The following is a 20,113-nucleotide window of genomic DNA, read 5'->3' as shown; positions in this document are numbered from 1 at the left end:
TACCGGTTCCACGCAAGTCTCTCCAGAGACGAGTGCGGGCGGAATTAAATTCGCCACCGGTCGTTTCGCTGGCTCCACGCCAGAGACCACGGCGAAGCCACGGGCCACCGTGCCCGTGGTACTTCACGTCGTCTATCGCATCTGTCACCTCTTCGCGTGCCGTGTCGCTCATCTCCTCGGCTTCGTCCGCTGCTTTTTCGAACGTCTCTCGGACGCGCTGGAGCGCTTCGCTGGTCTTGTCAGAGCCGCTCAGACTCCGTCATGACGTACATCCTCCCGGATTGGTAAACCTGAGGGCCGCCTCATCTTTCATCCGCCACGACAACTGCTCTCTCCGTCGGGAGATTCAAGCCCCGCACGGTCCAAGAGCGGGCAATGGGAAACGCGGATTTGCGCTCACTTGCGGCAATCGAGGAGGTGTCGTTCGCCGAACTATCGGGCGCTGTCGTCGCCGTCGACGCGCACAACTGGCTCTACCGCTATCTGACGACGACGGTCAAGTGGACCAGCGACGACGTGTATACGACCAGCGACGGTACCGAAGTGGCGAATCTCGTCGGTGTCGTTCAAGGGCTCCCGAAGTTCTTCGAACACGATTTGACACCCGTGTTCGTTTTCGACGGTGCGGTCACGGAACTGAAAGACGACGAGGTCCAGAGTCGTCGCGAGCAACGCGAGAAGTACGAAGACCAACTCGAAGACGCCCGAGCGGAGGGCGATGCTGTCGCGGTTGCCCGGCTCGAATCCCGGACGCAGCGGCTGACCGACACCATCGTCGAGACGACCCGCGAACTACTCGAACTGCTCGACGTACCCGTCATCGACGCACCCGCCGAGGGCGAGGCACAGGCCGCCGTGATGGCACGGAAGGGACAGGTCGACTACGCGGGCACCGAGGACTACGACGCACTGCTGTTCGGGTCTCCCCTGACCCTGCGCCAGCTTACCAGCAAGGGCAATCCGGAACTGATGGACCTAGACGAGACGCTGGCCCGACACGACCTGACGTGGGAACAGTTGGTCGACGTGGCGATCCTCTGTGGGACAGACTTCAACGAGGGGATTTCCGGTGTCGGTCCGAAGACGGGCGTCTCGCTCGTCCACGAACACGGCGACCTCTGGGCCGTCTTCGAGGCAGAGGGGTATCACGTCGAGAACGCCGACCGGATCCGGCAACTGTTTCTCGATCCCGCTGTCGTCGACGCCCCGGAGTTCGACACCGACCTGAACCCCGATGTTGACGCTGCCCGCGCGTTCGTCACCGACGAGTGGGAGGTCGACGAGGAGGAGGTGGCACGGGGGTTCGAGCGCATCGAGGAGTCACTGGTCCAGACCGGACTCGACGACTGGGCCTGACGGTCCTGTCGAATCGCGCCGCTATTCATCGGAGAAAAAACGAAGAATGCTGTCGACTTACTCGTCGGAGACCTGCGAGCGGAGGTCTGCCATCTGGTCCTGGATACGTTCGATCTGTTCCTGAACCTGCTCGTTGGCTTCCTCCTGCATCGCTTCGAGTCTCTCCTCGGTGTCGTCGAGGAACTCCTGGGTCTGTGCTTCCATGTCCTCGTGAGCCTCGTGAAGCATCTCCATCTGCTCGCCGAGTGCGTCGAGGTACTGCTCGGAGAGATTTTCGTACTCCTCGAGTCCTTCCTGTGCCATCTCCTGTGCCTCTGCCTGGCCCTCCTCGACGGCACTGAACTGCTCCTCCATCGCCTCTCGAATCTGGGCGACACCGTCTTCCGAACCCGGAACGTTGGACTCGATAGCGTCGAGATAGCTCTCCATTGCTGACTGCATCACCTCGACGCTACGCTGCTGGGCTCCGGACTGCCCTTCCATCCCGCTGGTGATGGCCTCGTTGAGACGCTTCTGGAACTCGATGGACTGTTCGAGTGCCTGCTGGCTCTGCTGGAGTGTTCGTCGCTGTAGTTTGAAGACCGTGTTGATGGGGTTGTCCTGACTCATAGGTATCACTTCTCCAGGCTAACATTTATTTTCTGAGCATATCAAACCACCCGGAATCTTCGTTCGGTAAACTTTGCTTGCGTGACTCCTTCGACGGTATCGGTGGCTTTTACGCACCCGACAGTAGATATCCACACGTATGAGCGACGAGTTCCGAACCGAACAGGACAGTCTCGGAGAGATGCAGGTGCCCGCCGACGCCTACTGGGGGGCACAGACACAGCGCGCCATCCAGAATTTCCCGATCAGCGATGCGACCTTCGGCCGCCGATTCGTTCGCGCCCTCGGCGTCGTCAAGAAGGGTGCGGCCCAGGCCAACAAGGAACTCGGCCTGGTCGAAGACGAGAAGGCCGATTGTATCATCGAGGCCGCAGACGAGGTCATCGCCGGTGAGCACGACGACCAGTTCCCGGTCGACGTGTTCCAGACTGGCTCTGGTACGTCCTCGAACATGAACGCAAACGAGGTCATCTCCAATCGTGCGACCGAACTCTACGGCGGCGAAATCGGGACCCGCGAGATTCACCCGAACGACCACGTCAACTACGGGCAGTCCAGCAACGACGTGATTCCGACGGCGATGCACGTCGCCAGCGCCGAAGCAGTCCAGAAGGACCTCCTTCCCGCACTGGAGACGCTCGCCGACTCCCTCGATGCCAAAGCCGAGGAGTACGACGACGTGGTCAAGACCGGCCGGACCCATCTTCAGGACGCGACACCGATCATGCTCGGCCAGGAGTTCTCGGGCTACCGAACGCAGGTCGAGAAGGGACTCCAGCGCGCCGAGAACGCCCTGCCCCACCTGCAGGAGCTCGCGCTCGGCGGGACCGCTGTCGGGACTGGACTGAACACCCATCCAGAGTTCCCCGCCAAAGCGGCAGCGTACATGAGCGAGGAGACGGGTGTCGACTTCCGCGAAGCGGACAACCACTTCGAGGCTCAGGCCGCCCACGACGCGATGAGCGAAGCCCACGGGGCGCTCCGGACCATCGCCGGGTCGCTGAACAAGATTGCAAACGACCTCCGACTGCTCGCGTCGGGACCGCGCAACGGCCTCGGTGAAATCGACCAGCCCGAGAACCAGCCGGGTTCCTCGATTATGCCCGGCAAAATCAACCCCGTCGTCGCCGAAGCGGTCAACCAGGTCCACAAGCAAGTCGTCGGCAACGACGCCGCCGTCTCAGCCGGTGCCGCCGAGGGCCAGATTGACCTGAACCTCTACAAGCCGGTGCTCGCGTACAACTTCCTCCAGTCCGCGAAACTGCTGGCAAACAGCAGCGAGGTGTTCGCCGAACGGTTCGTGGACAAACTCGAAGCCGACCGCGAACACTGTGCCGAGCGCGTCGAGCAGTCGATGGCACTTGCCACGGCACTCAATCCCGCTATCGGCTACGACAAGGCCAGCAAAGTCGCAAAGAAGGCGCTCAAAGAAGGCAAGACGGTCAAGGAAGTCGTCATCGACGAGGGCTACCTCACTGAAGATGAGGCAGAAGAGGTCCTCGACCCGGCGAAGATGACCGAGCGCGTAATTCTCGGAGACGACTAGGCCCTACCACCGCGTTTCGTTCTATCGCACGAGATACGATTCGTCACCGGCGAGAAAGCGACCCAGGTCGGAAGTCTGCCGATAGTCCCGCTCTTTGAGGGCAGCGAGACCGTCGACCAACCGCTCGGCGTCGTCTCCGTCCCACTCACTGGGGTCTTTTATTGGAAAGACAAGCCATCCGGACCCCCGAATCTCTGTGGCATGTACTGCATCCATGTCGATATCGGTGGCCGGACGGGCGGTGTAGGTATCGAGAACGTGTGTGGTCGCGCGAGCGCCCACGGGCAAGAGGACGTGTGCCGTAATCGCCCGTAGTTCGGCGTCGAAAAACGGCTCCAGCGCGTCGTAGTCGGCGTCTGTCAGCACTTTCTCGCCGGGGTCGCACATGTGCAGATACGAGAGGAAGGTCTGCCCGGGGTCCAGCACGCCAGCGGCGAGGTCGACGTGTTCGATTAGTCCACCCCGAACGAGTGCGTCGAAGAACTCGGGCGACCACGGACGGTCAGTAAAGGGGATGTCGGTGTCGAGTCCACCGTGGACTGCGGGGTTGTCTCCCACGAGGTGAAAGTGCGCGCCAGTATCACCGTATCCGGGGACGAACCGGTCACACGGGGGAGTCATACCGAATGGGTTCCTGTCGTTGTCGGCGATGTAATCCACAGTTTCGTCCGTTCGTTCGGCGCTGGTGGGCAATAGCTTTCGGGTCCTCTCCGCTCGTGGTCAGGTTTCTGACACGCACAACCACCGAATACACCCACTTTCGGTACACCTGGCTCTTCTCCTACCGGAATGTCCGTTCTGTCGCTGTCATCGGTCGACGCGGTTCTTTCCGCCTGAGCGACGTATTTATCGATGCAGTTCCTTCGAGAGGCAATGGAAACGCCGACGCATACCGAACAGTCACAATCGACCGCACCAGTTGACGGTCCCGCGCTGGTCGACCCACGAGCGCCCCGGTTTGGACAGTCGCTGACCGCGCTCACGCTCGTCGCCGCTATCGCGCTCCAGCTTCCGGTGTTCGTCTACGCACTCGCCGTCCTCCTCTCGGCGGCCGTCATCTCTGGTTGGCGAATCGACGCCTACGCGCTCCTCTGGCGACACGGGGCGTTGCGTCTGCTCGACCCGCCGACAGCGCGCGAACCGGCCGCACCACACCGCTTTGCCCGTGTCATTGGTGCCGTATTCACCACTGGAGCGAGTGTCGCGCTCCTCGCTGGTCTCCCAGTCGTGGGGTACGCGCTGGCCGGACTCGTCGCCGCTCTGGCTGGACTCGCGGCGACAACCGGGTTCTGTCTGGGCTGTCGGATGTACCGACAGGTTCAGTTCTTTCAGCGACTCGGTATCGTCTGAGCAGCTACCCATCGACTTGAGATAGCAGCTACTTCCCTGCGGCTTTGTCCCACTGACCACGCTAATTTTCTATTTTGCGACCCAACAGCTCCCAGATGCCCAGTACCTTCGACTCTCGGTTCGACATCGAGTACGACGGGGAGATTCCGGATAGCGTCGACGATGCAGCACTCAGACGGATGGAAACGGTGGCGGCCGTCTTCGACGAGAGTGTTCGAATTCCGGGAATTGGGTATCGTATCGGTATCGACCCGATTCTGGGCGCTCTGCCCGTCGCTGGCGACGCGGTGAGCGCGCTCTTCTCGCTGTACATCGTCGCCGAATCGGCGTATCTGGGCGTCTCGTACTCAACGTTACTAAAGATGCTCGCAAACGTGACAATCGACTTCGTCGGTGGGTCACTCCCCTACGCTGGCACCGTTTTCGACGCAGTCTGGAAAGCTAACAAGCGCAATGTCGAACTCGCGCTCGAAGACCTCGCCAGAGCGGTCGACGAGCAGTGAGGCGACGTCATGGGCCCCCAGAGACGATCCGGCTCTGGTTCGGGAATCGTCTCGGGGCAAACATCTCGATTTCTGAACGTCGTTACTCGGGTGACGGAGCGACGAAATTGCCGTTGTCGTCGAATTCGACTGGTTCGGGTTCGCTGATCACGCGGAGATCGTCACGGTCGTGTGCGGCATCGACGAGTGGTGCGGAAGCGTAGCACTGCTGGAGTTGCATCGTGTCTGTAACACGGAGAACACGAGCGTCGGGGCCGGCGATGGGACCGATGGTTCCGAGCGTCGCCAGTAGACCGGCGCGGTCGGTGTCGACGACGGGTGGGAGTCTGACGCCCCGAACCGTGCTGGCGGTGATGGCGTTGATGAGCGTCTTCGACCATTCGAGGTTGGCAGCCAGGTTCCGGTGGGCGACATCCGCGGCACCCATTCCCATCGCGTTTCCTTTCGTCGAGTCGGTGAGCCCGCGTGCGAATATGCGTTTGATGTCGGGCGTTTCGGGCTCGGGCTCGTTGATGGTGAAGTGGCGACGACCGGTGACGTTCGTGTCCATTCCCTGACCGCTCACGTTTTTCCCGAGTTCGTCGACGACGAGCACGTCCAACTCGTCGAACGGGAGTTTCGGCATCCGTTCCCACGCAGTCTCCAGGAGTTCTGCCTCCCTGTCCAGGAAATCCGCCGGCGGGACACCCTCGATGCGGGTCGTGTCGTCGTGTTCGTCCTCCACAACGGCCACACCGCCCACCACGGGGAGTTCCTCGAGCAGGCGGTCGGCGATCTCCGGGAGCATGTTCCGAAGGCTCCAGTCGACGGCCCAGTCGTGGGCCATCTTCGCGCCGCGCTGTTTTCCCATGCCGATGACGAGCATCTTCGAGAGCCCGCTCTCGACCTCGCCGCTGAAGTCCGTGTGGGGCTTGATGCGGTTGACCGGAACGATGGCGTCGGCCTCGGCAGCGTACGCGTCGACGTACACCGGCACGTCGCGCTCGGGCGTCCGCCCAACCTCAACGACGTCCATCGTCGCTCGAATCTCACAGCCGATTGCGTCCTCTGTGACGCCGAGCGTGTTCAGTTTGTCCCGCTGTCCGTCTGCAGTCGCACCGCCGTGGCTCCCCATCGCCGGGAAGATGAACGGTTCGTACCCCTCCTCACTGATTCCGCGGACGACGCCGCTGACGATTGCCGGGAGGTTCGCGATTCCACGACTGCCCGCGCCGACGGCGACTTCGCCACCGTCCGGGACGCTATCCCAGTCGAGTGCTCTCGCGGCTGCAGCGGCTTCGTCTTCGACAGCGTCGACCGGAATCGGGTCCACGTCCCACACCTGTTCGATGACACCGAACTCGGGCATATCGAGCTCGCCAACCGCTCTCCTGACATCCGCCTCCGGAACTGAGAACTGGTCCATGATACCTACGAAATAGACGGTTGGCCGGATAAGCGCGTTGTTGAGCCGACTTGCCACGATGTGGATTCGTGCAGTGTCCGCCCCGCTACACGTGTTCGTCGAGGAAATCGACGACGCGGCTGTACGCCTCGATACGATTGTCTAGCTTTGAGATCCCGTGACCCTCGTCCTCGAAAATCAGTTTCTCGACCGGGACGCCCTGCTCGCTGGCCCGCTCGACAATCTGTTCTGCTTCGTCGACGGGGACACGGGGGTCGTTCTCACCGTGAAGCACGAACAGCGGCGCGTCGATGCGCTCGATGTTGGTAATCGGACTGATGGATTCCAGGAATTCGCGGTCGCCGTCGAGTGAGCCGTACTCGGCTTCACGCAATTCGCGTCGCCACTCGCCGGTGTTTTCGAGGAAGGTGACGAAGTTGGCGATGCCGACGCTGTCGACACCCGCTGCCCAGCGGTCGGGAAACTCCGTCAGCGCTGCCAAGACCATGAACCCGCCGTAGGAGCCGCCCTTGGCGACGATGCGGTCGGGGTCGACCACCGACTGGGTTTCCAGCCAGTCGAGGGCCGCTTCGATGTCTTTCACCGAATCCATCCGCTTTCTCCCGTCGTCGAGATGGGTGTAGGCCTTCCCGTAGCCAGTCGACCCGCGGACGTTCGGCTCGAAGACGGCGTAGCCACGCGAGAGGAAGTACTGGACGAGGCCGCTAAACGAGGGGCGGCGCTGACTCTCCGGCCCGCCGTGGATGTCGACGACGACTGGGAGGCCGGCGTCTCCGGCCGCCGCAGACCGCGGCGGTGAAGCCGCCGCGCGTATCTCGCCGTCACTTGCGTCATTCGGGACCGAGAAGAACGCGGGAATCTCGCGGCCGTCGAACGTCTCGTAGTGGACGAGTTCCGGTTCGACGAACGTCTCCGGTGGGATACCGGCGGTACTGGCATGGGTCCACCGCTCGATTGCGTCTGGCGCGTCCTCGACAGTTGTCGCACTCCGGAGTGTCTCCACGTCGGCGACGTGAACGTTCGTGTTGTCGCGACGCCCCGACGTCGAGAAGGCTAGCTGCGCTCCGTCGGGACCGAAGCTGACACCGCCGGCCACGTTCCCCGGCAGGTCCGGGACCGAGAACTCATCGATACTGGTTAAACCTGTCAACTCGCCCAGCGTGAGTTGGGTGTAGCCGTCGACGTTTCGGGAGTACGCCAGCAGCCCGGTGTCGTCGTCGACGGCGATGCCGTCGATATTCCACTCACCGCCGTCGCGGACGATCGACTGTGCGCCCGTTTCGGCGTCCATCCGAACGAGTTCGAGCGTGTCGCTGCCGTCGTCTGTGACCAGATAGAGCCCGTCGCCGTCGGGGCTCCACTGGGCACTGTGATAGCGCACGTTCCCGTCGTGGGGCGTCAGATGCGTTCGCTCCCCGCTCTCGATATCGAGTACGTACAGGTCTTGGTCGAAACTGGAGTGGGCTTTCGTCAGCAAGAGTCGTGAGTCGTCCGGGCTCCAGCCGCCGACGGTCAGCCATCCCTCCCCCTCGAAGACGAGTTCGGCGTCGTCACCGGTCGCGTCGCGGTCCTGCACGTACACGTCGAACACCGATTCGTCGCGGCGGTTCGACGCGAAGGCGAACTGCTCGCCGTCGTGGCTCCAGCCGCCCCACCTGTGTTTTGCGTCGGGTATCGCGGTGAGATTCGTCCTGGTACCGTCAGCGTCCAGTCGGTGGAGTTGCAGGCGCTCGTTGCCGCCGTCGTCCATGCCGAAAACAAGTTCGGAGCGAGTCGGCGAGTACGAAACGAAGGAGACCGGTTCGTCGCCGAAGGTTCGCTGGCGGGGCCAGGCACCGGGTTCGGTCAGTTCCCAGACCTGCGCGACACCGGTTGTATCGACGAGGAACGCGAGCTGACCGTCCGGGCCGAGCGACGCGCCGTAGGCGCTCCGGACTGTGAGATACCGTTCGAGGTCGTACACGCTCGCTGGAAAGAGTGGCATCTACAAATGTTCTCGGTGCAATCGGCGGCGGTCCACGGGATTTTTGACACCTCCCCCCATCCGCCAGCGTATGCGCGTCGCGCTCGTCGCCATGGAGACGACCCGGCACACCGATACCGCCGGCAATCGTCGCTTCGAGCGCCTCGCTCGCCAGCTCACCGAGGCGGGCCACGAGGTCACCCTCTTCTGTGCCCAGTGGTGGGACGGCGAACCCGACCGCTTCGAGGCCGACGGCATCCAGTACCGGGCCGTTACGATAAACCGGGCGCTTACCTCCTTTTGTCTCCGTCTGCCGTTGATGCTCGCCCGCTACGGTCCCGACATTATACACGCCCGTCCCTCCCCGCCACAGCAAGTCATCGCCGCCTCTATCGGTGGGACACTCGCTAGAACACCGATGCTCGTCGAGTGGTTCGGCGACGAGGGTCTCGACGGGACTGCACGCACGACACGCTGGGCGGTCACGGAACCCCAGCTGGTCGTCACACCCTCTCAGATGGTTCGGACCGAGGTCCGCGAACTCGGCGCGGCCGACGAGAGTACTCGCATCGTTCCCGAGAGCATCGACTTCTCGCTCGTCGACGCTGTCGACCCCAGCGAGGAAGTCGACGTGGCCTACGCCCATCCGCTCGACGAGAGTGCGAACATCGAAAGTCTCTTTCTCGGGTTGGCAGAGCTACGCGACCGCGACTGGACCGCGACCATCATCGGGGACGGCCCACAGCGTGACGCCTACGAGCGGCAGGCGTCGGACCTGCGAATCGACGACCGCGTCCAGTTTGTCGGGGCCTGTGACCGCGAGCAGCGACTCGCCATCTATCGCGGCGCCCACGCGTTCGTCCAGACCGCGTATCGGGAGTACTTCGCGACCGAACTGCTCTGGGCGCTCGCTGCTGGCTGTGTCGGTATCGTCGAGTACCAGGCCGAATCTAGCGCCCACGAACTCATCGAGAACTACGAGCGGAGTTTCCGTGTTACGAACCCTCAGCAACTGGCAGACGCTATCGTCGACGCGGGGCAGTACGACCATCTGAGCGTCGAGGAAACGTGGCGCGAGTACGACCACAGTCGCGTTCTCGAACAGTACACTGATATCTACGACGACCTCCAGAGCGGCTTCGGATACCTCTGAACCCGTCTACTGTATCTGCTTGCGAAGTGGCTTCGCCGCGGCTTCGATACCGTTCAGGTAGCGGTCCGTCCACTCGGCGACAGCGGGGTCGTCGCTCTCGACGAGCACACGAAGAGCGCCGTCACGGTATCCAACCAGTGCCACCTGTCGGTCGACGATGGCGATGCCGAAGGGGAGTTTCTCCTCGGACAGGCGAACGGTGAGGCAGTCACTGTCGAGTGACTCCTCGATCGCGGCGACGCCGGACCCGGTCAACAGCGAGCGCTGTGATTCTGTCGTAATCAGTCGTACCTCATTGCCGGCATCGAGTTGTCGCTCGATGACGTCGCTGTACGCCGGGTTCCAGTGTGGCGTCACGAGCGTAAACCCCGCTGACCCAGCGAGGAGTTCGACGAACTCGTTGAGGGGTGCCGCTGGCGTGTCGGTGTCCGCGACGACGCACTCGGCGTCAGCCAGCAAGTCGAGGTCGATTTCGAAATCGTCGAACGGAACACAGTCGACGAACGCCGCGAGTCCGTCCATCGACTGGACGGTACCGAGCAGTCCGTCGAGGCTGTCCAGCACCATCTCTCCGACTGGTGTCGTGTAGTAGCGCCGGTTGACCGTCGCGGCTATCCAGCCGCGCTCTTCGAGTTTGTTCAGGTTGCGCTGTACCGTCGAGTGAGGAACGTCGAGCCTGTCGACGAGCGTCCGTGCGTCCTCCCGACGCTCGTTGAGCGTCGCCAGGAGCCGAATCCGTACCTCCGACCCCACCAGAAACTGGAGCGTCTCGACCGTGTCCGACTGTGCGTATTCGTTGGTTCCCATTGCTGTCCCTGTCCGTTCAGTTTCCCAACGTCCGTGTTAAAGCAGGTCCCTAACTATCACAACGTTTCTCGCATATCCTGAGTTGTACCTGCGGTTTTCCTGGGGAGAATGTCGAAATTTCCTCGACTCTCGGGCAGAGATTTATTCCCAAGCCCTCCGAATTAGCGTGGGGGCTGCCGGATACCAAGTCAGTGATTGTCAGGTCAGCCACTGGGCCAATGACCATCTAGACAGTTAGTATCTGATGGCTATGTTTCGGTATACCGGCCTACAGCGAGATACGATAATAAAAAAGACAACACGGTCGGTGGACCAGTCGTGGTGTCGGAAGTGATTGTCGGCAACTATTGGGCGACTACGGTGTTACACGCTAACTCTCACTCCATGTTGCGGGATATCGGGTACGTCCTGTGTTCGGGGTGAGGGTTGTGCTATCGCCTAGCCGACGCCGTGTGTAAACCTCTGACACCGGACTCGGGCAGATATTCCAACGCTCTCGACCGTTTTCATGGTACCGCGTGACACTGCGGCTGGCCTGTGAGATCTTCTCAACCGATAGGAAACGACCCATCGAGTGACAGAGTCACGTCACTTGCTGTCGAGTGTGTCGGGATTGGCGGCCGCTTTTGCCACGTCGACTGCAGCGACGTTCTCGGCGACGTCGTGGACGCGGACGATGTCCGCGCCGTGTTCGACGGCAACTGCTGTCCCCGCAATCGTCGGTTCCAGGCGTTCGTCCGTGTCCCTGTCGACCGCTGCGAACATCGATTTGTGTGAGTGTCCGACCAGCACCGGACAGCCGAGTCCGGCGAACTCCTCGATACGGCCGAGCAGTTCGAAGTTTTCCCTCGCGGATTTGCCGAATCCGAGTCCGGGGTCAACGATGATTTGCGAGCGGTCCAGTCCGGCCTTCTCCGCGAGCAGGATACGTTCGGTGAGTTCGTCGATGACGTCTTCGACCACGTCGTCGTAGGGAACGTCTCGCTCCGGGTCGACTGGCGTGTCGATGGAGTGCATCACGACGACGGGGACGTCGTGTTCGGCTGCGACCAGTCGCATCTCCGGGTCTGCCAGGCCCGACACGTCGTTGAGAATATCTGCACCCGCTGCGAGCGCCGCGCGTGCCACGTCGGCCTTCCTGGTGTCGATAGCGATGTGAACATCGAGATCACTGATGCGCTCGATGACGGGGACGACGCGTGAGCGCTCCTCGTCGACCGGGACCGGTTCTGCGCCGGGGCGGGTCGACTCGCCGCCAACGTCGATGATGTCCGCGCCGGCCGCGACCATCTCTTCGGCGCGGTCGATGGCGTCGGAAACGGCGTCGTACTCGCCGCCGTCGTGGAAACTATCTGGTGTCACGTTTAGAATACCCATCACTGCCGTCCCGTCTTCCCATGGGTACCCCCGGCGATCGGGTTCGACGCCGATCTCGAGCGTCTCCCGGAGTTCGCGGCCGAAGGTCGCCAGCCCGTAGGGTTGGCCGTCGAGTTTGTCCGCGAGGCGTTTGAACTGGGCCATCGTCCCCATCATGACGACCGCGAGATTCTCTTCGTCCTGGTCGTTCAGCCCCGAAATCGCACATTCGCCGCCAAGCGAGAGTAACTCCTCTTTGAGGTACTGCGCCTGCCGTGGCTGGACGCGCGTTTTGAGGACGCGATGGACGCCCTTTCCACGCATCCGCCACGCACCAGCTTCGGTCACGTGTGCGTCTTCGATTATCTCGCGTGCCTCGCTCACCGAGTCGATCTCTTTCGGGATTGTGGTCCTGCTCCATCGGGTCCGTGCCTCGGCGACGGTGTACAGCGAACCGGTGACGAGAACGCAGTCGTCATCGTCTGCGGCATCGAGCGCGATGTCGAGCGCCCCAGCCACGTCGGCCCGTGTCTCGACCTCGGCGTCGGTTTCGCGCTCGAACGCGCGCGCGACCACTGACTCCTCCTCGGACCGGTCGTGATCTGGTTCGCAGGCGACGACGTTTGTCGCGTCCTCGAAGGCCGCAGCGATGCCGCGGTGGTCCTTGTCGGACATCACACCTGCAACCACGTGGAGGTCGTCGTACTCGAAGGAGTCGAGCGTTTCTGCGACGCGCTCGCAGCCGGTCGGGTTGTGTGCACCGTCGAGGACGACCAGCGGGTCCTCGCCGAGCAGTTCGAATCGGCCCGGCCAGTGAGCGTTTCGCAGCCCGCGAGTGAGCGTCTCGTCCGATACGTCTGCAACTTGCCGGACGATCGCTGCCGCGATGCCGGCGTTGTGTGCCTGGTGCTCGCCCAGGAGTGGCAGGTGTGTCTCGATTGTCCAGCCTCGCCCGTCGAGCGAGACGACACTCTCGAGACCGTCGCGTCCCCCGTACGCGACGGCCACATCGTCGCCCGGGCCGCCGACGGTCAGCACGTCGCCAATTTCGTCGGCGATTGCCTCCCGTGCGTCACCCTCGGCACCGCAGACCAGCGGTCGGTCAGCCGGTGCGACGTGTGCCTTGTCGCGGGCGATCTCCTCAACTGTGTCACCGAGCACGTCGGTGTGTTCGAGCGCGACGCTGGTGACGGCACCGGCGACGGGGTCGACGATGCTGGTGGCGTCGTAGCGCCCACCGATACCGACTTCGAGGACGGCGATGTCGACGTCGCGACGACCGAACTCCCAGAGTGCGAGCGCGGTCAGCGTCTCGAAGAACGTCGGTGCGTCGCCGTCGGCGGCGCGGTCGGTCACGTACGCGTCGATTTCGTCGACGAACTCGACCAGTGCAGCTTCCGGGAGTTTTCGCCCGTCAACCCGAATTCGCTCGCGAACGTCGTCGAGATGTGGCGACGTGTAGAGCCCCACCGATAGCCCCGCTTCGCGGAGCGTCGACTCGACCATCCGTGCCGTCGATCCCTTGCCGTTCGAGCCGGCAATCTGGATGCAATCGACGGTTTCCTGGGGATTCCCGAGGTGGTCGAGCAGCGCCGCAGTGGCGTCGGTCCCCGGCCGTGGCGCGTACCGCCGGAGGCCAAAGAGGAAGTTCGCCGCCTCGTGGAAGGTCATGCCTGTTGGAATCGGTTCTGCCCGCTTTAGCCCATCGGTTCTCCCTGTCGTGGGTCGACTATCGCGGGTCGCTACAGCGTTCGCTGTTCGATTTCCGGGTCGATATCCGCCGCTGCCAGGTCCTCGCGGATGCGCTCGCGAAGCGGCGTCGGGACCGTCGACCGACCGACAGGAACGGCCGTCGCGCTGTAGTCCTCCGGCGGCACTTTCCAGTAGACGATACAGTCACTCGGCGCATAGTACTCGATGCTGTACCGGTCGGTCGCACCGCTGTAGTGGACGCGCGCGGCCTGTCCCTCTCGCGTCCAGCCGTCTCTGTCGTCGAGAGCCGCGAGTTCGGCCTCGCCGTGATCGCTCATACCCGTTCGTTGTGTCTCGCTCTCCGTACTCGTTGCGGTCCGAACTCACTGCTCTCCGCATTCTCTGCCCTCACTGGTTATGGAGGCGTTCTACCACCCCAGAGAGCCTCCTTTCGAACAAGATGTCAGTCCCAGCACCCGATGGCGAGGTTCGAGGGAGCGCAGTGCAGACAGTAGCTCGTGCAATCGAGACGGCCTGTGGCTTCTTCGACGGCCGCACGCGCGACCACCTGGCCGCGTACGGTCTCGGTGACCCGTCCCCGCAGGCGTGGTACGACGTGGCCGACTACGTCGCCGTCTACGACGACCTGCTCGATTCGACCGGCCAGCACACCGTGCGCCGCATCGGCAAGGAACTCGCGAGCGAGATGGTCTGGGACCGTGACCCCGAGAGCTTCGCTGCGACTCTCTCTGTTCTCGACAGTGCCTACAATCGGCTCCACCGTGGTAGCGTCGGTGGGTACAAGTTCGAACAGACCGGCGAGGAAGCGGGTCAACTCGTCTGTGCGACGCCGTATCCCGCGACCCTCGAAGAGGGACTGCTCCGTGGCCTGGCACAGCGCTTTACTGACACCGGCTTCGTCACGATGGACCTGGTCGGTTGTGAGCGAGAGGACGGACTCCGGGTCGTAACCTTCGACGTGGAGTGGTGGGACGGGACTGACATCGGCACCCCGGAAACTTCGGAGGCCGACGCCCGTTCTGCCACCAACGCTGCCAGTGCGAACTGACTGGTACCCGACTTCTCCTTTTTTGATTATTCCGTCTCGATGCTCACCGAGCTGTCGGACCCAGTGATGGTGGTCGTGGCGACGAAGGTTTCGGAACCGAAGGCGACGGCCGTCGTCTCCTCGTCGACTTCGGTAATCGCTGCAGCGGCGTCACTATCTGATAGCGACCAGGTTCCGTCGGTCGCGTTCCCGCGAGCGTCGAGTGCCGCACGAAGCGTCTGCTCGAACTCGCTGGCGTTCGCCTGGTCGTCCCAGTTGAGCACCCAGACGTAACTCGCGTTTCCGCCGTCGATCGGGCGGAAGACGTGGAGTGAGTCGTTACCCCAGCCCGTCGCTGCGCGCGCGGCCCGCTCGGTTCCAACGTCGCTCGCCAGCGCGTACCGGACGAACGGTTCGCCCATTCTGTCGGTCCCGCTTGCGACCCAGTCGTCGCCGGTGGTGCTGTCGACCATCAGGTCGGTCGGCTGTTCGTTGCCGGGGGCGAGGTGGTGTAGCAACTGTTCCCCGGTCCGCGGTGGGTTCTCGTATACGTCTCCGAGTTCAGTCGGCGAGTCGACGCGCTCCGCGACGTAGTCGTAACCGTGGACGTACCGGCCGTTCTGGAACTGGCCGACGTGTCCGGCGGGATAGCTGGCCTGTATTTCGTCGTACCACGGCGAGTTCAGTTGCTCTCCAGGCGCGTACTCCCGGACGTAGGCGTCCGTCGTGAACACCGCTGCGCCCTCGACGAGCGCACGCCTGACGTACGCCGACTGCGTCGTCCGTCCGTCCAGTTCGCCGTTCAACTGCGCCTGTTGGTTCTCCTGAATCTGGATGTAGTGGGTAAACTCGTGTGCCAGCAGGAGTCGCTCGTCGGCGACAGTCGTATTCGGATTCAGGTAGATAGTCACCGCTCCGGTGCCTGTCACGTACCCGTTTTTCTGAATCTCGAGCGCGGAACTGTTGACCGGGTCTGTCTCTACTCCGGCGACGCGCCAGAATCGCGGGAGCGTGTTCGGCCCCAGCCCCGTCGGAGTGCTGTTATAGAACTCATCGGAGGTGTCGAACACGCGCACTGCTGTCGGGGCGGTGACGTTCGAGCCAGACACGTGCTGGACACGGGCGAACACCTCGCCGGGGTCCAGTTCCAGGGAGCCGTTCAAAACGGTAATGTTCGGTGCTGCCCCAGAAATCGTCCCATTTTCATTCGGTGTCGTCGCTGGCGTCGTGGTTCCACCGCTTCCGGCATCCGCGACTGGTGCCTGACAACCGGCAGTCACGAGTGCGACGACGAGCAGACAGAGCCCGAGTTGCTGTAGATATCGTCCCATCGTCGATGGCTAGCCGGCGGACTCGTTTGTGCCGATTTCGACGGCTGTCCCTGCTTCTTCGGGCAGCGAAACGTCGATAGTGGTGTACTCGAACTGTTCCGTGAACGTTCCCGAGACGACCGCAGGCTGTCCCTGAAGGGTGGTCACTATCTCGAGTGCTCCCTCGGCTCGAACGACAGTCGACGATTCGGTGTCGACCCAGAGTGTCGTTACCATCGCTACATCAGAGACCGAGTCGGACGGCAGTCCGAACACGTCGGCGAAGCTCGTACTATCGGTTCTGACCTGGAGTCGATAGGTGTCCGCACCGTCGACTTGCTGTGCGCCCTCCAGACTCACCGACCCGTTGTCGAGCATCCGCTCGTAGAGTGCGAGCCGGTCGGAGGTTCTGAACACCTCTGAGACGTTCTCGGAGATGTCCTGTTTGACCCACTCGGAGTTGTACTGCCGAACGAACTGCTCGCTGCGCTGGTAGAGCGTGCCGTCGACGATGTACGTCGCCTGGTCTATCGTCTGACCACTGAAAGACACTGTCTGGTTGCTCGCCAGCCTCGACTGCTCGAGGTTGACGCGTGTCTCCCTGGTTATCTCCTGGCTCTGGTCGACGTTGTTCGACTGCGTGCGAAGCGTCGAGTTTCCGGTCAACCGGTAGGCACCGACGGTTTCGATAGCTGTTCTCGCGTCACTGGCTACCTGGTCTCCACTCACCGACAATTCTTCGGCCGGCGTCAGCTCGCTTTCCAGCGACTCTCCGGCTGTGTAGTTATCGATACTGGCATTCTGCGGCAGGTCAGATTCGCTCTCGTCGATACTATCTGTTGGCGTCTCGTTCGGCGTCGTGCTATTTGCTGGCGTCTCTGTCCCGTTGCCAGTCCCGCCAGCACAGCCTGCCAGTGCGACGAGTACTGCCAGACCGACGAGCACGAGATGCCGTCGTTCGATACGGTCGCGCAGTCCACTCACAACCATACCCGACGTTGTGTCTGCTATCTCCTATAAGCTCTCGTCCAATTGCTCGGTCGGCGGTTTCGCCCGTAATTTTATGTAGCATCGAGAGGGGCCTGGATCAAAGTATTGCTATTGCTCGTCTGCCTCGTCAGCACTCCACTCCGATCCGACGCGGTCGTAGCCCATCATCGATTCGCCGTCGTGTTCGGTGAAGACGACTTTCATGTTCGGTTCCGGCACCCCGAAGTTCCGGGCCGCGGCGTCCATGACGTCGAGTGCGAACTCACGCTTGCGGTCGGCAGACCGACCGGTCCTGATCTCGGCGTCGAGAAAGAGCAGCCGCGGGTCGTCCGTTTCCCGGCCAATCGAGAGTTCTGCTGGCGTCCGCGGGCGGACGACGACTGCGACGTGGCTCGTCCCCGTCTGCATCTTCTCGCTGTACAGCTTTCGGACGGTGGCCGCAAACTCCTGTTTCTCGAGGCCGGTCATCTCGACGGACGTATCGAACTGCAAGAGTGGCATGGATACTCCTAGGCGAGAGAGCGGATAAATTTCAGCCGGGGCCTCTGACAATGCTTCGTTACGCACGATCGTCCGGAAACACCGTCAGAGCAAGCGCTGACGAGCTTTAGACGCTCCTGTTAGTCGTGTCTAAAGCACCGAAACCTCGCTTCGCTCGGTTTCGGGCTTCCGGCACTTTTTCACTCTGTTCAATCGTGCCGGAAGCACCGACTCCCGGTGAAGACCATCGCCATGTCGTGCTCGTTGGCCGCCTCGATGACCATGTCGTCGTTCTTCGAGCCACCAGGTTGGATGACGGCTTCGATACCCGCTTCGGCGGCCTTCTCGACGCCGTCCGGGAACGGGAAGAAGGCGTCTGACGCCATCACAGCACCCTCGGCGCCCTTCCCTTCGGCGTGTTCTTCGGCCTTCATACCGGCGAGGTGGACGGCGTCGACGCGGGAGACCTGTCCCATGCCGATACCGACGGTTTCGGTCCCTTTCGCGAAGAGAATCGCGTTGGACTTGACGTGCTTGATGGTCTGCCAGGCGAAAAGCATCGACTCGATTTGCTCGTCGGTCGGCTCGCGCTCCGTCACGACTTCGAGGTCGTCTGCTGTGACGGTCTGGAGGTCCCGCTCCTGAACGAGCCGGCCACCGACGAGCGGTTTCTCAGTCAGGGCGTCCGTCCTGTCACCCAACTCACCGACGTCGAGCACCCGCAGATTCTCCTTTTCGAAGAGCACGTCGAGCGCCTCGTCGGTGTAGCCCGGCGCGACGACGACTTCCTTGAACGAGTCGATAATCTGCTCGGCCGTTTCGGCGTCACACTCGCGGTTGAGCGCGACGATACCCCCAAAAGCGCTCATCGGGTCCGTCGAGAGCGCGCGGTCGTACGCCTCCGCGACGGAGTCGGCGGTGGCACAGCCGGCGGGGTTGGTGTGTTTGATGACCGCGGCGGCCGGCTCGTCGAACTCCTTGATCAGATTCAGCGCGCCGTCGGCGTCGTTGTAGTTGTTGTAGGAGAGTCCCTTCGCGCCCTCGTTGAGTTGTGGCGCGTGGACGACGCTTGCCTCGTCGACGGTGTAGTCGGCGTAGAGTGCCGCATCCTGGTGGGGGTTCTCGCCGTACCGGAGGTCCGCGGTGCGGTCGTGGCTGGCGATGCGTCGACGGGGGAACTCCCCGCCCTCGTCGCCCGTTACGCTGACGCTGTTGGCGTCGTAGTCGACCGTGACGCGGTCCTCGGCGAAGTACTGAATAGCACGCGGGTAGGCCTTGAACTCTCCCTGGTAGAGAACGCGGTCTTGCAGGTCGGAGTCGGTGTCGCCTTCGTAGACTGGGATGGGTTCTTGCGTAACGATTGGGCCGCCGTCGACCTGTTCCTCGACAACGCTGCCCTCGTCGTCGGTGGCGTCGGTGACGACGTGGACGGTACAGCCGGTGACGGAGACGCCAACGTCGAGCGCGTCGCCCCACGCGTCCATGCCGGGGAATGATGGCAAGAGCGCGGGGTGGACGTTCAGCGTCGTCGGCGCGTCGTCAAGGAAGGTGTCCGAGAGGATACGCATGTAGCCGTCGAGCGCGATGAGATCGAAGTCGTACTCGGCGAGCGCATCGAGAACGCGCTGTTCGTGTTCCTTCCTGGATTCTCCTTCTTTCTGGACGACGGTCTCGGTGGGGATGTCGCGTTTTTCGGCTTTTTCCACGACTGGGGCATCCTCGGAGTTGGTCAGGACGACAGCGAACTCCGCACCGCCCGGGGCGCGGTCGGCGATGTTCATCAGATTTCGGCCGCGGTTCGAAGCCATGCCGGCGAGTTTCATATTCGAGTGCCGGCGCGGCGCGCGCAAAGGCGTTGCGAATCTCAGGTTGGCATCCGGAGAGCGTAGAGGATACACGCCAACCCGATAAGCGTGAAGACGTTCGAGAGGACGGTTATCGCCGCCGTCACAGCCTGAATGTGCGAAAACAGCAGGAGTGGAATCACCATCACAAAGGGGAGACCGACGCTGAGGGCGAACCCGATAGCCAGAAAGAGCATCGGTCGACTGTCGTTGCGCCGGTAGCCCCTGTAGGCCTGATAGGCGATAGCGAGGCCGACGAGCGCGGTGATGATACTTATGCTCTGTGAGAACAGCTGTGCCCAGTCTGGAATGTCTGGGGGTGCGATTTGTAGGAGTATCTCCATGTTACATCCCCTCGATGAGATCGGTAAACCGGTCTGCCATGTCCTGTTCGCGCTGTACGTCGAGCGTCAACGTCCCCTCGTCGAGTTCGATAGTCACGCGCTGGAGGCGCGGCGCGTACACCTGGTGGTGGTGGCCGCCAGTCGGGTCCGGTCGGGTCCGTTCCTCGATGAGATTACACTCTCGGAGGTCTTCGAGCCGGCGATAGATGGTCGGCTCGGAGACGCCACACCGCTCGCTGAGCGCGCTCGCTGACATCGGTTCGACACTCGTCTCTGTGAGGATAGTGCGGACAGTCTCGTCTTCGAGGAGCGCTGCCACGTCCTCGATACCACAGTCCTCACTCACATCTGCGTTGT

Annotated in this window: 19 protein-coding genes; 6 read left to right on the top strand and 13 right to left on the bottom strand. The window is 62.5% G+C overall.

Going from position 1 to position 20,113, the window contains the following annotated elements; all coding sequences use genetic code 11:
- The first annotated feature begins 375 nt into the window (after positions 1-375).
- Positions 376-1,356, top strand: a complete 981-nt coding sequence (gene fen, locus WDJ60_RS12875) for a flap endonuclease-1 (protein WP_340100907.1) — start codon at positions 376-378, stop codon at positions 1,354-1,356.
- Positions 1,357-1,413: 57 nt separating this feature from the next.
- Here the strand turns inward: fen and WDJ60_RS12870 are convergent, their stop codons facing one another.
- Entirely contained in the window at positions 1,414-1,965 is a 552-nt protein-coding gene (locus tag WDJ60_RS12870) for a hypothetical protein (protein ID WP_340100905.1), read from the bottom strand.
- Between the two features lie 139 nt (positions 1,966-2,104).
- On the opposite strand from WDJ60_RS12870, the gene WDJ60_RS12865 reads away from it, so the two are divergent.
- Positions 2,105-3,511 carry a class II fumarate hydratase gene (locus WDJ60_RS12865; RefSeq protein ID WP_340100903.1) on the top strand — a complete coding sequence of 469 codons (1,407 nt, stop codon included), beginning with the start codon at positions 2,105-2,107 and terminating at the stop codon, positions 3,509-3,511.
- A 21-nt stretch (positions 3,512-3,532) separates the two neighbouring features.
- On the opposite strand, the gene WDJ60_RS12860 is transcribed toward WDJ60_RS12865, so the two are convergent.
- Positions 3,533-4,171, bottom strand: coding sequence for a uracil-DNA glycosylase family protein (locus WDJ60_RS12860; RefSeq protein WP_417750457.1), 639 nt, complete (start codon positions 4,169-4,171; stop codon positions 3,533-3,535).
- Positions 4,172-4,384: 213 nt separating this feature from the next.
- Here WDJ60_RS12860 and WDJ60_RS12855 point away from each other — a divergent pair, with 213 nt between their 5' ends.
- The gene (locus tag WDJ60_RS12855) at positions 4,385-4,861 is read left to right on the top strand and encodes a DUF4395 domain-containing protein (RefSeq protein ID WP_340100899.1); all 477 of its coding nucleotides are present in this window, start codon (positions 4,385-4,387) and stop codon (positions 4,859-4,861) included.
- A gap of 95 nt (positions 4,862-4,956) precedes the next feature.
- Positions 4,957-5,364: a DUF4112 domain-containing protein gene (locus tag WDJ60_RS12850; RefSeq protein ID WP_340100897.1), complete on the top strand. Its 408-nt coding sequence runs from the start codon at positions 4,957-4,959 to the stop codon at positions 5,362-5,364.
- Between the two features lie 82 nt (positions 5,365-5,446).
- Here the strand turns inward: WDJ60_RS12850 and WDJ60_RS12845 are convergent, their stop codons facing one another.
- Positions 5,447-6,769 (bottom strand): nickel pincer cofactor-dependent isomerase, group 22, encoded by a 1,323-nt coding sequence (locus WDJ60_RS12845; RefSeq protein WP_340100895.1) that lies wholly within the window; start codon positions 6,767-6,769, stop codon positions 5,447-5,449.
- Between the two features lie 85 nt (positions 6,770-6,854).
- Positions 6,855-8,753, bottom strand: coding sequence for a S9 family peptidase (locus tag WDJ60_RS12840; protein ID WP_340100893.1), 1,899 nt, complete (start codon positions 8,751-8,753; stop codon positions 6,855-6,857).
- Positions 8,754-8,823: 70 nt separating this feature from the next.
- Between WDJ60_RS12840 and WDJ60_RS12835 the strand changes: the two genes are divergently transcribed.
- Positions 8,824-9,885, top strand: a complete 1,062-nt coding sequence (locus WDJ60_RS12835) for a glycosyltransferase family 4 protein (protein ID WP_340100891.1) — start codon at positions 8,824-8,826, stop codon at positions 9,883-9,885.
- A gap of 6 nt (positions 9,886-9,891) precedes the next feature.
- Here WDJ60_RS12835 and WDJ60_RS12830 read toward each other — a convergent pair whose 3' ends face one another.
- The 3 genes from WDJ60_RS12830 to WDJ60_RS12820 form a co-directional block, all read right to left on the bottom strand.
- Positions 9,892-10,692 (bottom strand): helix-turn-helix transcriptional regulator, encoded by an 801-nt coding sequence (locus WDJ60_RS12830; RefSeq protein WP_340100889.1) that lies wholly within the window; start codon positions 10,690-10,692, stop codon positions 9,892-9,894.
- A gap of 588 nt (positions 10,693-11,280) precedes the next feature.
- Complete coding sequence (gene folP, locus WDJ60_RS12825; protein WP_340100887.1) at positions 11,281-13,719, bottom strand: dihydropteroate synthase; 2,439 nt, start codon at positions 13,717-13,719, stop codon at positions 11,281-11,283.
- A 71-nt stretch (positions 13,720-13,790) separates the two neighbouring features.
- Positions 13,791-14,078 carry a DUF7538 family protein gene (locus WDJ60_RS12820; RefSeq protein WP_340100885.1) on the bottom strand — a complete coding sequence of 96 codons (288 nt, stop codon included), beginning with the start codon at positions 14,076-14,078 and terminating at the stop codon, positions 13,791-13,793.
- 164 nt (positions 14,079-14,242) lie between these two features.
- Here WDJ60_RS12820 and WDJ60_RS12815 point away from each other — a divergent pair, with 164 nt between their 5' ends.
- Complete coding sequence (locus tag WDJ60_RS12815) at positions 14,243-14,809, top strand: hypothetical protein (protein ID WP_340100883.1); 567 nt, start codon at positions 14,243-14,245, stop codon at positions 14,807-14,809.
- Positions 14,810-14,835: 26 nt separating this feature from the next.
- On the opposite strand, the gene WDJ60_RS12810 is transcribed toward WDJ60_RS12815, so the two are convergent.
- The 6 genes from WDJ60_RS12810 to WDJ60_RS12785 form a co-directional block, all read right to left on the bottom strand.
- Entirely contained in the window at positions 14,836-16,119 is a 1,284-nt protein-coding gene (locus WDJ60_RS12810) for a hypothetical protein (protein ID WP_340100881.1), read from the bottom strand.
- A 9-nt stretch (positions 16,120-16,128) separates the two neighbouring features.
- Positions 16,129-17,088, bottom strand: a complete 960-nt coding sequence (locus WDJ60_RS12805; protein WP_340100879.1) for a hypothetical protein — start codon at positions 17,086-17,088, stop codon at positions 16,129-16,131.
- Between the two features lie 108 nt (positions 17,089-17,196).
- Positions 17,197-17,589 carry a tautomerase family protein gene (locus WDJ60_RS12800; RefSeq protein WP_340100877.1) on the bottom strand — a complete coding sequence of 131 codons (393 nt, stop codon included), beginning with the start codon at positions 17,587-17,589 and terminating at the stop codon, positions 17,197-17,199.
- A 188-nt stretch (positions 17,590-17,777) separates the two neighbouring features.
- Positions 17,778-19,391: a bifunctional phosphoribosylaminoimidazolecarboxamide formyltransferase/IMP cyclohydrolase gene (gene purH, locus WDJ60_RS12795; protein WP_340100875.1), complete on the bottom strand. Its 1,614-nt coding sequence runs from the start codon at positions 19,389-19,391 to the stop codon at positions 17,778-17,780.
- Positions 19,392-19,432: 41 nt separating this feature from the next.
- Positions 19,433-19,756, bottom strand: a complete 324-nt coding sequence (locus WDJ60_RS12790) for a DUF7521 family protein (protein WP_340100873.1) — start codon at positions 19,754-19,756, stop codon at positions 19,433-19,435.
- A 1-nt stretch (position 19,757) separates the two neighbouring features.
- A complete protein-coding gene (locus WDJ60_RS12785) occupies positions 19,758-20,102 on the bottom strand; it encodes a winged helix-turn-helix domain-containing protein (protein WP_340100872.1) in 345 nt (114 codons plus the stop codon).
- Positions 20,103-20,113 lie beyond the last annotated feature (11 nt).

The organism is Salinibaculum salinum (assembly GCF_037645885.1).
GTDB classification, from domain to species: domain Archaea; phylum Halobacteriota; class Halobacteria; order Halobacteriales; family Haloarculaceae; genus Salinibaculum; species Salinibaculum salinum.
Note: the sequence above shows the minus strand (reverse complement) of the source record. Positions and strands in the feature narration are given on the sequence as shown.

What these genes read in the sequence shown, in the direction of transcription:
- fen (WP_340100907.1), top strand. Translation starts at nt 376, where the DNA reads ATGGGAAACGCGGATTTGCGCTCACTTGCGGCAATCGAGGAGGTGTCG.
- WDJ60_RS12870 (WP_340100905.1), bottom strand. Translation starts at nt 1,965, where the DNA reads ATGAGTCAGGACAACCCCATCAACACGGTCTTCAAACTACAGCGACGA.
- WDJ60_RS12865 (WP_340100903.1), top strand. Translation starts at nt 2,105, where the DNA reads ATGAGCGACGAGTTCCGAACCGAACAGGACAGTCTCGGAGAGATGCAG.
- WDJ60_RS12855 (WP_340100899.1), top strand. Translation starts at nt 4,385, where the DNA reads ATGGAAACGCCGACGCATACCGAACAGTCACAATCGACCGCACCAGTT.
- WDJ60_RS12850 (WP_340100897.1), top strand. Translation starts at nt 4,957, where the DNA reads ATGCCCAGTACCTTCGACTCTCGGTTCGACATCGAGTACGACGGGGAG.
- WDJ60_RS12845 (WP_340100895.1), bottom strand. Translation starts at nt 6,769, where the DNA reads ATGGACCAGTTCTCAGTTCCGGAGGCGGATGTCAGGAGAGCGGTTGGC.
- WDJ60_RS12840 (WP_340100893.1), bottom strand. Translation starts at nt 8,753, where the DNA reads ATGCCACTCTTTCCAGCGAGCGTGTACGACCTCGAACGGTATCTCACA.
- WDJ60_RS12835 (WP_340100891.1), top strand. Translation starts at nt 8,824, where the DNA reads ATGCGCGTCGCGCTCGTCGCCATGGAGACGACCCGGCACACCGATACC.
- WDJ60_RS12830 (WP_340100889.1), bottom strand. Translation starts at nt 10,692, where the DNA reads ATGGGAACCAACGAATACGCACAGTCGGACACGGTCGAGACGCTCCAG.
- folP (WP_340100887.1), bottom strand. Translation starts at nt 13,719, where the DNA reads ATGACCTTCCACGAGGCGGCGAACTTCCTCTTTGGCCTCCGGCGGTAC.
- WDJ60_RS12820 (WP_340100885.1), bottom strand. Translation starts at nt 14,078, where the DNA reads ATGAGCGATCACGGCGAGGCCGAACTCGCGGCTCTCGACGACAGAGAC.
- WDJ60_RS12810 (WP_340100881.1), bottom strand. Translation starts at nt 16,119, where the DNA reads ATGGGACGATATCTACAGCAACTCGGGCTCTGTCTGCTCGTCGTCGCA.
- WDJ60_RS12805 (WP_340100879.1), bottom strand. Translation starts at nt 17,088, where the DNA reads ATGGTTGTGAGTGGACTGCGCGACCGTATCGAACGACGGCATCTCGTG.
- WDJ60_RS12800 (WP_340100877.1), bottom strand. Translation starts at nt 17,589, where the DNA reads ATGCCACTCTTGCAGTTCGATACGTCCGTCGAGATGACCGGCCTCGAG.
- purH (WP_340100875.1), bottom strand. Translation starts at nt 19,391, where the DNA reads ATGAAACTCGCCGGCATGGCTTCGAACCGCGGCCGAAATCTGATGAAC.
- WDJ60_RS12790 (WP_340100873.1), bottom strand. Translation starts at nt 19,756, where the DNA reads ATGGAGATACTCCTACAAATCGCACCCCCAGACATTCCAGACTGGGCA.